15 protein-coding genes are annotated in these 14,726 nt (G+C 56.4%); 6 read left to right on the top strand and 9 right to left on the bottom strand.

Annotation, left to right across the window (positions count from 1 at the left end; all coding sequences use genetic code 11):
* Positions 1 to 133: 133 nt before the first annotated feature.
* A complete protein-coding gene (kdsA, locus tag ACYQ54_RS27050; RefSeq protein WP_460087994.1) occupies positions 134 to 982 on the bottom strand; it encodes a 3-deoxy-8-phosphooctulonate synthase in 849 nt (282 codons plus the stop codon).
* Between the two features lie 391 nt (positions 983 to 1,373).
* Between kdsA and galU the strand changes: the two genes are divergently transcribed.
* From galU to ACYQ54_RS27035, 3 genes are all read left to right on the top strand, one after another.
* Positions 1,374 to 2,267 carry a UTP--glucose-1-phosphate uridylyltransferase GalU gene (galU, locus tag ACYQ54_RS27045; RefSeq protein ID WP_460087991.1) on the top strand — a complete coding sequence of 298 codons (894 nt, stop codon included), beginning with the start codon at positions 1,374 to 1,376 and terminating at the stop codon, positions 2,265 to 2,267.
* Positions 2,268 to 2,378: 111 nt separating this feature from the next.
* The gene (locus ACYQ54_RS27040) at positions 2,379 to 3,683 is read left to right on the top strand and encodes a nucleotide sugar dehydrogenase (protein WP_460087990.1); all 1,305 of its coding nucleotides are present in this window, start codon (positions 2,379 to 2,381) and stop codon (positions 3,681 to 3,683) included.
* Between the two features lie 185 nt (positions 3,684 to 3,868).
* Positions 3,869 to 4,303, top strand: a complete 435-nt coding sequence (locus tag ACYQ54_RS27035; RefSeq protein WP_460087988.1) for a DUF4864 domain-containing protein — start codon at positions 3,869 to 3,871, stop codon at positions 4,301 to 4,303.
* A gap of 36 nt (positions 4,304 to 4,339) precedes the next feature.
* Here ACYQ54_RS27035 and tgt read toward each other — a convergent pair whose 3' ends face one another.
* The 5 genes from tgt to coaD form a co-directional block, all read right to left on the bottom strand.
* Complete coding sequence (gene tgt, locus ACYQ54_RS27030) at positions 4,340 to 5,494, bottom strand: tRNA guanosine(34) transglycosylase Tgt (RefSeq protein ID WP_460087987.1); 1,155 nt, start codon at positions 5,492 to 5,494, stop codon at positions 4,340 to 4,342.
* A gap of 8 nt (positions 5,495 to 5,502) precedes the next feature.
* A complete protein-coding gene (gene queA / locus ACYQ54_RS27025) occupies positions 5,503 to 6,576 on the bottom strand; it encodes a tRNA preQ1(34) S-adenosylmethionine ribosyltransferase-isomerase QueA (RefSeq protein ID WP_460087985.1) in 1,074 nt (357 codons plus the stop codon).
* 195 nt (positions 6,577 to 6,771) lie between these two features.
* Complete coding sequence (locus ACYQ54_RS27020) at positions 6,772 to 7,245, bottom strand: peptidylprolyl isomerase (protein WP_460087983.1); 474 nt, start codon at positions 7,243 to 7,245, stop codon at positions 6,772 to 6,774.
* A 45-nt stretch (positions 7,246 to 7,290) separates the two neighbouring features.
* A complete protein-coding gene (locus tag ACYQ54_RS27015; RefSeq protein WP_460088070.1) occupies positions 7,291 to 7,788 on the bottom strand; it encodes a peptidylprolyl isomerase in 498 nt (165 codons plus the stop codon).
* Positions 7,789 to 7,870: 82 nt separating this feature from the next.
* Positions 7,871 to 8,377: a pantetheine-phosphate adenylyltransferase gene (gene coaD / locus ACYQ54_RS27010; RefSeq protein ID WP_460087981.1), complete on the bottom strand. Its 507-nt coding sequence runs from the start codon at positions 8,375 to 8,377 to the stop codon at positions 7,871 to 7,873.
* A gap of 209 nt (positions 8,378 to 8,586) precedes the next feature.
* On the opposite strand from coaD, the gene ACYQ54_RS27005 reads away from it, so the two are divergent.
* Complete coding sequence (locus tag ACYQ54_RS27005) at positions 8,587 to 8,958, top strand: phosphopantetheine adenylyltransferase (RefSeq protein ID WP_460087980.1); 372 nt, start codon at positions 8,587 to 8,589, stop codon at positions 8,956 to 8,958.
* Positions 8,959 to 9,051: 93 nt separating this feature from the next.
* Here the strand turns inward: ACYQ54_RS27005 and gyrA are convergent, their stop codons facing one another.
* Entirely contained in the window at positions 9,052 to 11,862 is a 2,811-nt protein-coding gene (gyrA, locus tag ACYQ54_RS27000; RefSeq protein ID WP_460087977.1) for a DNA gyrase subunit A, read from the bottom strand.
* A gap of 226 nt (positions 11,863 to 12,088) precedes the next feature.
* On the opposite strand from gyrA, the gene ACYQ54_RS26995 reads away from it, so the two are divergent.
* A complete protein-coding gene (locus tag ACYQ54_RS26995) occupies positions 12,089 to 12,724 on the top strand; it encodes a MarC family protein (RefSeq protein ID WP_460087976.1) in 636 nt (211 codons plus the stop codon).
* A gap of 8 nt (positions 12,725 to 12,732) precedes the next feature.
* On the opposite strand, the gene ACYQ54_RS26990 is transcribed toward ACYQ54_RS26995, so the two are convergent.
* Complete coding sequence (locus tag ACYQ54_RS26990) at positions 12,733 to 13,110, bottom strand: hypothetical protein (RefSeq protein ID WP_460087973.1); 378 nt, start codon at positions 13,108 to 13,110, stop codon at positions 12,733 to 12,735.
* Between the two features lie 124 nt (positions 13,111 to 13,234).
* Between ACYQ54_RS26990 and ACYQ54_RS26985 the strand changes: the two genes are divergently transcribed.
* A complete protein-coding gene (locus ACYQ54_RS26985) occupies positions 13,235 to 14,197 on the top strand; it encodes a cation diffusion facilitator family transporter (RefSeq protein ID WP_460087972.1) in 963 nt (320 codons plus the stop codon).
* A 29-nt stretch (positions 14,198 to 14,226) separates the two neighbouring features.
* Here the strand turns inward: ACYQ54_RS26985 and ACYQ54_RS26980 are convergent, their stop codons facing one another.
* On the bottom strand, positions 14,227 to 14,631 hold the full coding sequence (locus ACYQ54_RS26980; RefSeq protein WP_460087969.1) for a winged helix-turn-helix transcriptional regulator: 405 nt from the start codon (positions 14,629 to 14,631) through the stop codon (positions 14,227 to 14,229).
* Between the last annotated feature and the right edge of the window lie 95 nt (positions 14,632 to 14,726).

The following is a 14,726-nucleotide window of genomic DNA, read 5'->3' as shown; positions in this document are numbered from 1 at the left end:
CCTTGTCGCATGTGCCTGAATTGACAGTGTGCCGGAGAGGTTCCGGCCATTCGGAAGCCGGAAGGAACCGGCGGATTTTCCAGGAGCTCTTGCTCCATAAAGAAAGCCGCACACGAGGTGCGGCCAAAATTCGTTATTCTGCAGCTGCAGCCGGCGCCTTGACGACGTTGTCGAGAGCTTTCAACTGTACCAGCAACGCTTCCAGTTGATCGAGCGGGACCATGTTCGGACCGTCGGACGGTGCGTTGTCCGGATCGGGGTGGGTTTCGATGAAGAGACCGGCCACACCGACTGCCACGGCTGCGCGGGCAAGAACAGGAACCATGGTCCGGTCGCCGCCGGTAGAGGCGCCCTGCCCGCCGGGCTGCTGAACGGAGTGTGTCGCGTCAAAGATGACCGGGGCACCGGTCTGGGCCATGATTGGCAGCGAGCGCATGTCGGTCACAAGCGTGTTGTAGCCGAAGCTGGCACCACGTTCAGTCAGCAGCACATTGGAATTGCCCGACCCGGTCACCTTGCCGAGAACATTTTTCATGTCCCAAGGGGCCAGAAACTGGCCTTTCTTGACGTTGACCACACGTCCGGTCTTCGCAGCGGCAACGAGCAAATCCGTCTGGCGGCAAAGGAATGCGGGGATCTGCAAAATGTCGACGATTTCCGCAACCGGTGCGCATTGCTCGGGGCTGTGGACGTCGGTCAACACCGGCATGCCAAATTTTTCCTTCACTTCCGCGAAGATCGGCAGCGCATCCTGCATGCCAATGCCCCGTTTCCCGCCAAGGGATGTCCGGTTGGCCTTGTCATAGGACGTCTTGTAAATGACGCCGATCCCGAGACGATCCGTGATTTCCTTGATAGCCGCGGCACATTCCAGCGCATGTTCCCGGCTTTCGAGCTGGCACGGGCCGGCAATAAGGCTGAATGGCGCCTCGTTGCTGAAGGTTACATTGCCAACGGAAACTACGCGGTTTGCCTCGGTCATTTTCCACCATTCGCCGTGTGGTTGCCGCTTGGCCGCAGCAACTCATTCAAGAAAGAAGTCCGATCCCGGAACTTGCGGTGTTCCATAGCGCTCTTTTGGCGTCCCCGCAACATCGCTATGGCGGAAAGCGAACAGGCTTTAAATCGATTTAAATTCATGGAAGAGGGCGTGGACATAAAATGATCACTTTGTCGAAGTTATTGCGGTAGTATTGCAGTGCACAAGCTTGCAACCGGCCACAGGCAATTGGCCCGGTTGTTGCTTGCAGGACATGTTGCAACGTCGTGCCCGCGGACGACTGGAACTTTGGAAATATGTTTGAAAGTTCTTGTGACTATTAGTGGGCAAAAGAAGATTGAGTTCGTATTTGTAGACCATCGGAAGGCCTGACATGAACAAGCCCATTCGCAAAGCGATCCTGCCCGTGGCAGGTCTTGGCACACGGTTTCTGCCTGCCACCAAGGCAGTGCCGAAGGAAATGCTGACAATCGTTGACCGGCCGATCATCCAGTATGTCGTTGATGAAGCGCGGGCCGCGGGCATCGAACATATCGTTTTCGTCACCGGGCGAAACAAGCAGGTCATCGAAGACCATTTCGATATGGCCTATGAGCTTGAAGATACGCTCAAGGCGCGAAACAAGACCGCCGCGCTCGAGCTTCTGGAAAAGCACCGTCCGGTTCCCGGTGCCACCTCCTTCACCCGTCAACAGGCCCCGCTTGGTCTCGGTCACGCCATATGGTGCGCGCGCGATATCATTGGAAACGAGCCCTTTGCCATCCTTCTGCCGGACGTGATCATCAAGTCCCAGGTCAGCTGCCTGAAGCAGATGGTCGATCTCTACGAGAAAACCGGAGGCAATATCATTGCAGTTGAAGAGGTGCCGGAAGACCAGACCGATCAGTACGGTATCGTGGAACTCGACGGTGAAATCGGCGTGAATGCCCACAAGATCTCCAACATGGTCGAAAAGCCTGCCCCTGGCACAGCGCCTTCCAATTTGATGATCACCGGCCGCTATATTCTTCAGCCTGAAATTTTCGATCTCCTATCCAATCAGAGCAAGGGTGCAGGTGGCGAGATCCAGCTGACCGACAGCATGCTCGCAATGATGAAAGAACAGCACTTTGCGTCGCTGAAATTTGAAGGTCGCAGCTACGACTGTGGCAACAAGGCCGGTTTCCTGAGTGCGAATATTGCCTTTGGCATGGACGATCCGAAGCTTGCCCGTGAACTGGTTCCGTTCATGGAAGAGATCATTCGCAAGCCCATGGCGGCCGAATAATCTGCGGTCGTTTTCACTGCGGGCTTGAAATGCTTTGTCAGAAGCCTTTAGGAGTGGGCCGGGTCTTGCGTAGACCCGGCCCTTTCCGTTTGCTCCAGTCCCGGATGTCATATGCTCGACAATTCCATTCAGTCCACCAGGATCGCGGTCATCGGTCTCGGGTATGTCGGCCTGCCGGTCGCCGTCGCTTTCGCGGCGAAGGGCTTCGACGTTCTCGGGTTCGATATCAACGAGAGCCGACTGTCGGAACTGCGCAGCGGGCAGGACAGCACGGCGTCTGTCTGCACGGCAGATCTGCGACAGAAATCACTTGGTTTTTCGAGCAGGGAAGAAGACCTGAGCGACAGGGATGTTCTGATCGTAGCGGTGCCGACGCCAGTCGATCATGCAAAACGTCCTGATCTGTCGCCTTTTCGAAGCGCAGCCGCAACTGTTGGCCGAAACCTGAAGCCCGGTTCGATTGTTGTTTTTGAATCGACGGTCTATCCGGGTGCAACCGAGGAAATTGCCGTGCCGGTTCTGGAGAAGGAATCAGGCCTTGAGTTCGGCAAGGACTTTGCGGTTGGATATTCGCCGGAACGCATTAACCCGGGCGACACCGAACGCGGCTTTGCCGATATCACCAAGATTGTCTCCGGCTCTAGTCCGGAAGCAGCTCAGACCCTGGCCAATCTCTATGGGGTGGTTGTAACGGCCGGGATCCATCTGGCGTCGTCTATCCGGGTTGCGGAAGCTGCCAAGGTGATCGAAAACACCCAGCGCGATCTCAACATTGCACTCATGAACGAATTGGCCATGCTGTTTCACCAGATGGGCATCGATACCAGAGATGTGCTCAAGGGCTCGTCGACCAAGTGGAACTTCCTGCCGTTTCAGCCTGGCCTGGTCGGCGGGCACTGCATCGGCGTCGATCCCTATTATCTGACTCACAAGGCGCATGAAATCGGCATGACGCCTCAGGTCATTCTGGCTGGTCGTGGAACGAACGAGGCGATGCCGGCGTTCATTGCCGGCAAGATCATCCAGGAAAGCGTGAAGCTTGGCATGCCCATGCCGCCAAAGGTCGCCGTGCTTGGCATTACCTACAAGGCCAATGTACCTGATACCCGGAACTCGAAGGTTGTCGATCTTATTCGGGAACTGGAAAAGTTCGGTGCGAGTGTTCAGGTCTGCGATCCCCTGGCACAACCGGACGAAGTTGCCGCTGAATATGGAATCACCCTCACCCCGAAGGAAGATATTGAAGCTGCAGATGTCGCCATTCTGGCTGTTCCGCATACGCATTTTTTCCAAGACGGCACCGGTTGGCAGACGGTGAAAAACATTCTGAAGGATGAGAGGGGTCTTGTCGCCGACATTCCAGCGCTTTTGGACCGTGCGACCTGTCCGGACGGAATTCAGCTCTGGCGTCTTTGAATTTGCAGCGTTTTTTCGGATCGGCGGTGAGTGTCTTCAGGAGCCCTGCAAATCCAGCGGTAGAAAACTGCCTTAAATCGCTTCCAAATGCCGTTAATTGCCGCAGCGGATCACTGTTATTTTAGCAATCTGAAAAGAGTTTCGCGCCGTATACTGTTCGGGTTTCAGGAAAGGAGACACCGAACATGGCTCATGCTCGTTTCTGGAAGATGGTGGCGGTTGCCGGCGTCAGCGCATTGCTGGCCTCAGGTTCCGTTCGCGCCGATGACGGCCTCGACAGCAGCACCTTTCACAAGATCATCAAAAATCAGATGAGCGCCTTTGCCACTGGAAATGCCCAGGCGGCTTTCTCGTTCGCAACCAATTCGTTGCAACAGCGGTTTCAGACGCCCGAATTCTTCATGGAAATGGTACGGCAGGGCTATCAACCGGTCTACAAGCCTCAAAGCGTAACCTTTGGCCGGTCGAAAATGACCAAGCTTGGCCCGACGCAGGAAGTTTATGTGACAGGCCCCAACGGGAAGAACTGGCTGGCACTCTACAGTTTTGAGCAACAGGATGACGGCAGTTGGAAAATCTCCGGCTGTTACCTGACCACATCGGATGGGTTTTCCGCCTAGACGGTTTCGGCAAGGTCCGATTGCGAAAATGTCGGGTTACAGCGCGGCAATGTCTCCGCGTGCCCAGTCTTCCTTGGTCTTTGCATAGAAGTCTTCGAAACGGCCAGCCTCGATAGCATCTCGCATGCCCTGCATCAGGAACTGATAGTAGGCGATGTTGTTCCAAGTCAGCAGCATGCCTGCCAGCCCCTCGCCTGCGCGCACCAGATGGTGCAGATAGGCGCGGCTGTAGACGCTAGATGCGGGACAATTGCTTCCCTCGTCCAGCGGACGCGGGTCTTCCTGATGACGGGCGTTCTTCAGATTGACCTTGCCATACCGTGTATAGGCTAGGCCGTGCCGACCCGCCCGGGTCGGCATAACGCAGTCAAACTGGTCAATGCCGCGCTTCACGCTTTCCAGTAGATCGTCCGGCGTCCCGACACCCATCAGGTAACGCGGTTTGTCCACCGGCATTACCGGTGTGGTGATGTCGAGCATGCTCAGCATGACGTCCTGCGGTTCGCCAACTGCCAGACCGCCAACCGAATAGCCTTCAAACGGCATTTTACCCAGTTCTTCGGCCGAGCGGATACGAAGGTCCGGTTGATCGCCGCCCTGAACGATGCCGTAGAGCCCCTGCCCTTTGCCCGGACCGCCCATGGTTTCGAACTGTTTGCGCGAGCGTTCCGCCCACCTGAGCGACAATTCCATCGCTCTTTGGACTTCTTCGCGCGGACTGGGCAACTTTATGCATTCATCAAGTTGCATCTGGATGTCGGACCCTAGCAATCCCTGGATTTCAACGGAACGTTCCGGCGTCAGGTGATATTTCTGGCCATCGATATGGCTCTGGAAACGCACGCCGTCTTCATCAAGCTTTCGCAGCTGCGCCAGCGACATCACCTGAAATCCGCCGCTGTCGGTCAGAATCGTGTGTGGCCAGTTCATGAACGTGTGCAGCCCACCCAGCTTGGCAACCCGTTCTGCTGTTGGACGAAGCATCAGGTGATAGGTGTTTCCGAGGACCACGTCGGCGCCGGTGTCACGCACCTGCTCCGGATACATTGCTTTCACGGTTGCCTGTGTGCCCACCGGCATGAACGCGGGTGTGCGGACAATGCCATGGGGCGTGGTGATTTCGCCTCGACGTGCCGCGCCATCCGTGGTAATCAGTTTAAAGCTGAATGTCTTGCCGGTTTCTTCAGTCATGTTGGTCCTCAGACAGCACCTTCCTGCGGAAACAGCAACGATGCGTCACCGTAGCTGTAAAAGCGGTATTCCTGCGCAATGGCGTGTTCATAGGCGTGTCGCATCGTGTCCAGACCCGATAGTGCCGACACCAGCATGAACAAGGTGGAACGTGGAAGATGGAAGTTGGTCATCAGTGCATCGATTGCCTTGAAACGGTAACCGGGCGTAATGAAGATCGATGTTTCACCTGCAAAGGCAGCTATGGCACCCTTTGCCTGGGCTGAACTTTCAAGGATACGCAAGGAAGTCGTGCCTACGCTGACGACCTTGTTGCCCCTCGCCTTGACCGCCAGAAGCGCTGATGCGGTCTCTTTCGAGACTTCACCCCATTCGGCATGCATCTTGTGATCCGCAGTGTCTTCCGCTTTGACCGGCAGAAATGTTCCCGCACCGACATGCAGGGTAACGCGATGCTGTTCAATGCCGCGGTCGCTCAATGCCTGCAACAGTTCCGGCGTGAAATGCAGACCAGCAGTCGGTGCGGCAACGGCACCGTCCCTCTCGGCAAAGATGGTCTGGTAGTCCTTGCGATCCTGATCGTCCTCGCCGCGTTTTTGCGCGATATAGGGCGGCAAGGGAATGTGCCCGACAGAGGCGATTGCGGTGTCGAGCTCCGGACCGGACCTATCGAAAACCAGCAGCACCTCGCCGCTGTCACCTTTTTCCGCCACTTCGGCCGTTAAACGCGTACCGAAGCCCTCGAACAGAACTGTATCGCCAACCTGCAGCTTCTTTGCCGGCCGGACGAAGGCTTTCCAACGATCTGGTCCTGTACGCATGTGAAGCGTCGCACTGATACCGGCGGTAATTTCACCGCGCAGGCGGGTGCCTTCAAGCTGGGCTGGAATCACTTTGGTGTCGTTGAAGACCAATGCATCGCCCGGCTCCAGCATGAGTGGCAGCTCACGGACCCCTTTGTCTGACAACACCGGGTTTTCCCCGGGCCGCACGACAAGCATGCGCGCAGAATCGCGCGGGCGTGCAGGACGCAGGGCAATCCGTTCGTTGGGAAGATCAAAATCGAATTGGTCGACGCGCATGGCGTTGTGCTACTGCCGGATCTCAGGAAGGTTTCGGGGCACGGCGCCTGTTCAATTCAAACCGGCAACCGGACTTTCAGTCAGCGGCTCTTACTGGCGACAGGCAGGCAGGTCAACCTTCCGAACATAGATCCGAAACAAAACAGCGCGGACCATTGATCCGCGCTGCTTCGTAAACGTCAGTTTTCAGAAGGTTCAGGCCGCGTCGGCCGCCACTTTCAAAGAAACGATGTTGTCCGGATTGGAGACCGGCTCGCCGCGCTTGATCTTGTCGACATTGTCCATGCCTTCAATCACCTGGCCCCAAACGGTGTACTGCCCATCGAGCCAGGGTGCATCGGTGAAACAGATGAAGAACTGGCTGTCGCCGGAGTTCGGGTCCATGGCGCGCGCCATGGAGCAGGTACCGCGCACGTGCTTCTCGTTGCTGAATTCCGCTTTCAGTTTCTTGCCGGATCCGCCGGTGCCAGTGCCTTGCGGGCAGCCGGTCTGGGCCATGAAGCCGTCGATCACGCGGTGAAAGACGATGCCGTCGTAGAAGCCGTCACGAACCAGTTCCTTGATGCGGGCGACATGCGTCGGCGCAAGGTCCGGTTTCAGCTCGATCACGACCGGTCCCTGGCTTGTTTCCATGAGAAGGGTGTTTTCGGCGTCTTTGATTTCAGCCATCGAGTATCTCCTTGGGTATTTTTGAAAATAACATCGCCTGAACGCTTATTGAGCGTCTGCAGCGACCTGCATCTTGATGATCTTGTCCGGGTTTGCCGGCGGCTCGCCGCGCTTGATGTTGTCGACAAACTCCATGCCGTCGACCACTTCGCCGAATACGGTGTATTGGCCATTCAGCCAGTCACCGTCGCCGAACATGATGAAAAATTGAGAATTGGCGCTGTCCGGGCTGGCGGACCGTGCCATGCCGAGCGTGCCGCGCTTGAACGCGGCATTGGAGAACTCGGCCTTCAGGTTGGGCTCGCTGGACCGACCAGTGCCGGTGCCCGTGGGGTCACCCGTCTGGGCCATGAAGCCGTCGATCACGCGGTGAAAGACAATGCCGTCGTAAAAACCTTCGCGGGCAAGCTTCTTGATGCGCTCGACGTGCGCCGGAGCAAGGTCCGGACGTAACTGAATGACGACCCGGCCGTCCTTCAGGTCGAGAAAAATCGTGTTTTCAGGATCGGTTCCCTGGGCGTTGACGGCCGAAGGCAGGATCATGAGTGATGCCAGAACGGCAAAAACTGCAAAAAAGCGCGACACTGGAGACTCCTAAGGTTCAGGTCTAAAGCTTGGCGTTGGTTCACGCGCCGGGATTTGCCCGCAGCCTCAAGGGTTCGGCTACCGGTTCCGGAACGAAAGCGGAAATTTCTCCGCCCATCTTTGCGATTTGGCGCACCAAGGTGGCCGTGATGTGGCGCACATTCGGGGAAGCTGGCAGAAAAACCGTCCGGATGTCCGGTTCCAGTGTGCCGTTCATGCCTGCCATCTGCATTTCATAGTCGAGATCGGTGCCGTCTCGCAGACCGCGAACCAGATAGGCAGCTTTTTGCAGGCGTGCCGTTTCGATGACGAGATTGTCGAACGCGATCACATCAATCCGGTCGGCTTCATCGGCAGTAAATTCGGATCGGGCGGACGCATGGATCAACTCGACCCGCTCCTCGAAGGAAAACAGAGGAGATTTGCCCGGATGTATGCCGATCGCAACCACAACCTTGTCAGCCAGCGCAAGCGACTGGCGCAGTATATCCATGTGGCCGTTTGTGACGGGATCGAAGGATCCTGGATAAAGCGCTATACGATTCATGGCCCTTCCTTACTCTGCCTGCCCCTGCCTCACAAGTAGAACGCAGGAACGGATGTGACTTTTGCCAGTAACTGACATTATGTGACAACCGTCACATCTGACTATGCAGACTTCGTTCATGTTGGCTTCATCGAAATCATTTGGCGTGAGCAGGAGCCAGTACCATGAGGAGCACTACCACAATCGACCGGACCGCTACGGCTATCGCGGTGCGTCCGTTTTCGTTTCAGGCAAAGGCTATCGATCCGGCCGGCCAACTCAAGATGGCAGTTATTTTCGTCTTGGCGTTGCTGACCATGATTGCTGCCGGCATGATGAGCATGCACCCGAGCAACGCATCCCAAGCAGAAGGCATGACCAGTCTGGCCACCCAGGGATTGGCGTCCACCAAGTCTGACCGCGCGGTACAAATCCCGGCAACAAATGCCTGCGAATCCCAGGCTTGGGGCGCATGGAGCGAAGATTGTGCTGCTGCCCTTTCCGGTGCATCACGCGTTCGCAACGTGTCTTTTGTAACCGTGGAAAAAAACACACCGACCGTCAACGAAACCATACTGGCCCGCTACCCCGTGGCCAACTGAGCATCGTCTCGACCTCCCTACCCCGTAACGGCAAACAGCGGCTCAGGTTCCACCCTGGCCGCTGTTGTCGTTTTAGTCTGGTGAGGTCATAGATCAGGCCTCCGGAGGGGTTTCATCTCCATCGGTCGTGTCGTTGCCGGCATCGGCCTCGCCACCGGGTTCGGTAGTTCCATCACCGGTCTCTTCGAGGCCCTCTTCGAGAACATCTTCCTCGTCGACTTCGGAGATCCCTTCTACCGCAACGACCTTTTCATCGGACGCTGTCTTGAAGATGATCACACCCTGGGTCGCACGGCCGGCGATGCGGATACCGTCCACCGGGCAACGGATCAGCTGACCGCCGTCCGTGACCAGCATGATCTGGTGGCTGTCTTCGACCGGGAAGGATGAGACCAGGCCGCCGTTGCGGTCATTGACCGCCATGGCCGTAATCCCCTTGCCGCCACGGCCTGTGACCCGATATTCGAACGAAGATGTCCGTTTGCCGTAGCCATTTTCCGAGATGGTCAGGATGATCTGTTCGGCGGCGCTCATCTGAGCATAACGTTCCTGCGGAAGATCACCGGCGACAACGCCTTCTTCGTCCGCTCCGTTGCCGTTTTCATCCGCTTCACCGCGCATCGCCCGGGAAAGCTTCAGATAGGCGGCGCGCTCTTCGGCCGTCACATCTATATGGTGGAGGATCTGCATGGAGATCACACGGTCCTCATCCGCCAGACGAATCCCGCGAACACCAACGGAATTACGACCGGCAAAGACCCGCACGTCGGTCACGGGGAAGCGGATACACTGACCGAAGTTGGTCGTAAGCATCACATCGTCATGTTCGGAGCAGGTGTCGACGCTGACAATGCCGTCACCATCCTCCAGCTTCATGGCGATTTTGCCGTTCCGGTTGATATTGACGAAGTCAGACAGTTTGTTTCGACGGATGGTGCCACGAATGGTGGCAAACATCACATCGAGGTTTGCCCAGCTGTCCTCGTCTTCCGGCAATGGCAAAATGGATGTGATCTGTTCGCCCTGCTCAAGCGGAAGCATGTTGACCAGTGCCTTGCCGCGAGAGGTTGGACCGCCGAGCGGCAATCGCCAGACCTTCATCTTGTAGCAGATACCGCGGGACGAGAAGAACAGTACTGGCGTGTGAGTGTTTGCCACGAACAGGCGGGTGACGAAGTCCTCGTCCTTCGTCGCCATTCCTGACCGGCCCTTGCCACCCCGGCGCTGCGCCCGATAGGTGGCCAGAGGGACGCGCTTGATATAGCCGCCGTGAGATACAGTCACCACCATGTCTTCGCGCTGGATCAGGTCTTCTTCGTCGAAGTCCGGGCCGCCCTCGATGATTTCCGTCCGGCGCGGCGTTGCAAATTCCTGCTTGATTTCAAGCATTTCATTGCGGACGATCTCCTGGATCCTTGCCCGTGAGCGCAGGATGTCGAGATAGTCGGAAATTTCCGCACCGATCTTGTTGAGTTCTTCCTCGATTTCGTCGCGACCCATCGCCGTCAGGCGCTGCAGACGCAGATCAAGAATGGCTCGCGCCTGTTCTTCAGACAGTTTGTAGGTGCCGTCGTCCTGCACCATGTGGCGCGGATCGTCGATCAGAAGAATGAGCGATTCGACATCCTTGGCCGGCCAGTTGCGCTCCATAAGCTGCGCTCTGGCTGTCGCCGGGTCCGGAGCCGCACGGATCAACTTGATGACTTCATCGATATTGGCGACCGCGATACCCAGACCGACCAAGATGTGGGCACGGTCGCGAGCTTTCTTCAGGAGGTAGCGTGTGCGCCGCTGGATAACTTCTTCGCGGAAAGACACAAAGGCGCGCAGCATGTCGGAGAGGTTCATCTGCTCCGGCTTGCCGCCATTCAACGCAACGATGTTCGCGCCGAAGGAGGTCTGCAACTGGCTGAAGCGATAAAGCTGATTCAGGATAACGTCCGGAACCGCGTCTCGTTTCAGTTCGATCACGACGCGCATGCCCGAGCGGTCACTTTCGTCGCGGATGTCCGAGATGCCTTCGACCCGCTTGTCGCGAACCAACTCGGCAATCTTTTCGATCATGGTCGATTTGTTGACCTGATACGGGATTTCCGTAACGATCAGGGCCGTCCGGTCCTTGCGGACTTCCTCGACGTCGACCTTCGCCCGCATGACGATGGATCCGCGGGCGGTTTCATAAGCACTGCGGATGCCCGAACGGCCGAGGATCATGCCGCCTGTCGGAAAATCCGGACCAGGCACGATCTGCATCAGCTCTTCCAGCGACATTGCCGGATTTTCCATCACTGCGATGGCGGCGTCGATCACTTCACCGAGGTTATGCGGCGGAATGTTGGTGGCCATGCCAACCGCGATACCGCCGGCCCCGTTGACCAGAAGGTTCGGGAATTTGGCCGGAAGAACAACAGGCTCGCTTTCGGAGTTGTCGTAGTTCTCCTGAAAATCGACCGTTTCCTTGTCGATATCGTCCAGCAGTTTGTGCGCGACTTTTTCCAGACGGCACTCGGTATAGCGCATGGCCGCAGCCGGGTCGCCATCGACAGAGCCGAAGTTGCCCTGCCCATCGATCAGTGGCAGGCGCAACGAAAAATCCTGTGCCATACGTACAAGCGCGTCATAAATCGCGCTGTCGCCATGGGGGTGATATTTACCCATGACGTCACCGACCACACGGGCCGACTTACGGTAAGGCTTGTTCCACTCGTAGCCGTTTTCGTGCATCGAGTAGAGAATGCGCCGGTGCACCGGTTTCAGTCCGTCGCGGACGTCAGGCAGCGCACGCGAAACGATCACGCTCATCGCGTAATCGAGATAGCTGCGCTTCATTTCATCGACGATGGAGACCGGTTTGATATCGGACGGAAGACCGTCAGTGGGCGTGCTGTTGTCCTGGTCAGCCAAGGAAGACACTCATTTCATTGTTATTGCTGGCTCTTTTATATCTGATTCAAGGCGCCACTCCAAATTCCCGGCGCTTTTCCACCCAAGTAATAATAGTTTAAATTCAATGCGTTACAAGAAGTATGCACAGGGGGTGAAAATCATTTGGGTTGAGATCATCGCAGTACCTCGCAAAGCTCTATAGTAAGGCCGCAAAAGCGCCTGAAAAACCGTTCCGGGAATCGCCATGCTCGACTACTACATCAACGCCTTTGCGACGCTTTTCGTCACCATTGACCCGGTCGGTCTGGCCCCTATGTTTCTCGCAATTACGGCGGGGATGAGCAAGCACGACAGGCGCGAGGTTGCCGTTCGGGCAACTGTCACGGCGGCCGGTATTCTGCTGGTGTTCTATGCATCTGGACAGACGGTCCTGAATGTTCTGGGTATCTCGGTTTCCGCTTTCCGCGTCGCCGGTGGCATCCTCTTGTTCCTGATCGCAATCGAGATGATTTTCGGAAAGCGTCAGGCCCGGAAAACAGAAACCGCCGAAAAGGCGGTGGAGTCCGAAGCGCATCACGGCACGATCAACGAGTTGGCCATCTTTCCTTTGGCAATTCCTCTGATTTCCGGACCAGCCGCGATCTCGGCTATCATTCTGTTGTCCAGCCAGGCGCCGGATACCCTCACATATGCCGGACTTGGCGGCGTCATAGCGATCATTCTTCTGAGCTGCATGGGGGCGTTTCTGCTGGCCGACAAGATCGAAAGGCTTTTGGGGGAAACCGCACAGCTGGTGATTACCCGCCTGCTGGGCGTGCTTCTCGCCGCGCTCTCCGTTCAGTTTGTTGCAGACGGCGTGCTGGCTTTCATCCGCGCATGAAGCAGGTTTCAACGCGTCAAGGTCAGCTTGTATTCTTGTGAAGAGACGCCGTGCACCGTGTCTCTTGCCCTGATGACCACTTGAGACACGCTTTCAGGGATAGCGACGCCTGACAGCGAGCGAGTGAAGGGTTGTTCGTCGACGTGGGGATGGAGAAGAACCCGTTCGCCGAGCAGTTGTCCGTCTGGCGTGTAGACCTGCCAGAGGTCCGCATAATGATCCCAACCCGTGTCGTCATGTTTGAGGGTTACAGCGAAGGACCATCCGCTCGCCGAGCTGCTTGCCTTCACCGTGACTATCTCTACCTCGCCGGCACGGGACACATTTGATCCATACGCTGACAGGACCACAAACAGCGCAACCAGTGCCGGATATCTGACATTCATGAAACAAGTCTCCCCTGGTACATGCGGGAGTATCCTTGCAATGCAGCGTGCTTGAACAAAGTCACGAATGCGTCATAGGCTGCGGTGCAAAGAGACAGGGACAAGCCGAGCGGAAAGGGCAAGCATGGCAGGCCATGGATCCAGAAAAGTGATATTCGCCGCCCTTGCGGGTAACTCCCTGATCGCCATAACGAAGTTCGCGGCGGCGGCCTACACCGGCTCTTCGGCGATGCTGTCAGAGGGAATCCACTCTCTCGTCGATACCGGCAACCAGGGTCTGCTTCTCTATGGCCTCAAGAAAGCCAAGCAGCCAGCGGACAAGAGACATCCCTTCGGATACGGAGCAGAACTCTATTTCTGGTCCTTTGTCGTTGCGATCCTGATATTCGCCGTCGGTGCCGGCGTGTCAGTTTACGAAGGGATCCAGAAGGTCCTGCACCCTCATCCTGTGTCCGATCCTTACGTTGCTTATATTGTTCTGGCACTTGCGATGGTTTTCGAGGCCAGTGCCTGGTGGATTGCATTCAAGGAATTCGACAAGGCTCGGGGGAAAAAATCCATCTTTTTTGCCGTCCGGGACAGCAAGGACCCGACTGTCTTCACTGTTCTTTTCGAAGATTCCGCTGCCATGCTCGGCCTGGTCGTCGCATTTGTCGGATTGCTGGGTGTGCAGTTTCTTGGGCTTCCCTGGCTGGACGGTGTCGCCTCGATACTGATCGGCGTCATCCTTGGAGGAACGGCAACCCTGCTTGCCTATGAAACCAAGGGGCTTTTGATCGGCGAAGGCGCGTCGCCGGAGATTATCGCAAAAATAGAGTCAATCATCGATGCGACGTCTTCCATCAAGAACCTGAATGAAATTCGAACATTGCATCGCGGGCCCCAGGATATCCTGCTGGCACTTTCCGTCGACTTCATTGACGAAGTGACGGCTGGGACCGTGGAAGAAACGATCTATTCGCTGGAAAGAACCATCAAAATGGAAATGCCTGCGGTGACACGACTGTTCATCGAAGTTCAGGCCAAGGAACATCATGAACAGATGCTGGCCGAGGAGCAGGCTGCCGCCGTTGAGCTTAAGGAATAGCGGCAGGCACAATCCGGATCTGGTGTCATTCAGCCTGTCTGCTGGAGATGGCTGTCGCGTTTGAACCCTTTGGGCCACAGCGTCTTGTTTTCATTTCCCCAGAGCGCAAGCGCCTTTACGACCGGGGCAAGTGATGCACCAAGCTCCGTCAGTTGATATTCAACCTTGGGCGGGACAACGGGATACACGGTCCTGACGATCAGGCCATCGGCCTCCATACTACGCAATTGCGCGGTCAGGATCCGCTGGGTGATATCCGGGAGCGCCTTCTGGAACTCGTTGAAACGCATGACGTCCTTATCCATCAACAGGAACAGAATGACGCCTTTCCACTTGCCGTCAATCAGGCTGAGCGCAGCCTCCACGGCGCACCCCGGATGACAGCCATAAACATCCTTGACCAGTTTTGGTCCTGTATTTTTTTCAGTATCCATTTTGTGCCTTAGGTTCAAAATTGTGTGTAAGGGCTAAAATTGTGCATTCTTGCACTTGATGAATTTATGCTCAATTTGAGCGGTACGCAATTCAG

The sequence above is a fragment of the Roseibium sp. LAB1 genome (assembly GCF_054658235.1).
This window is presented reverse-complemented; position numbering and strand designations above follow the sequence as displayed.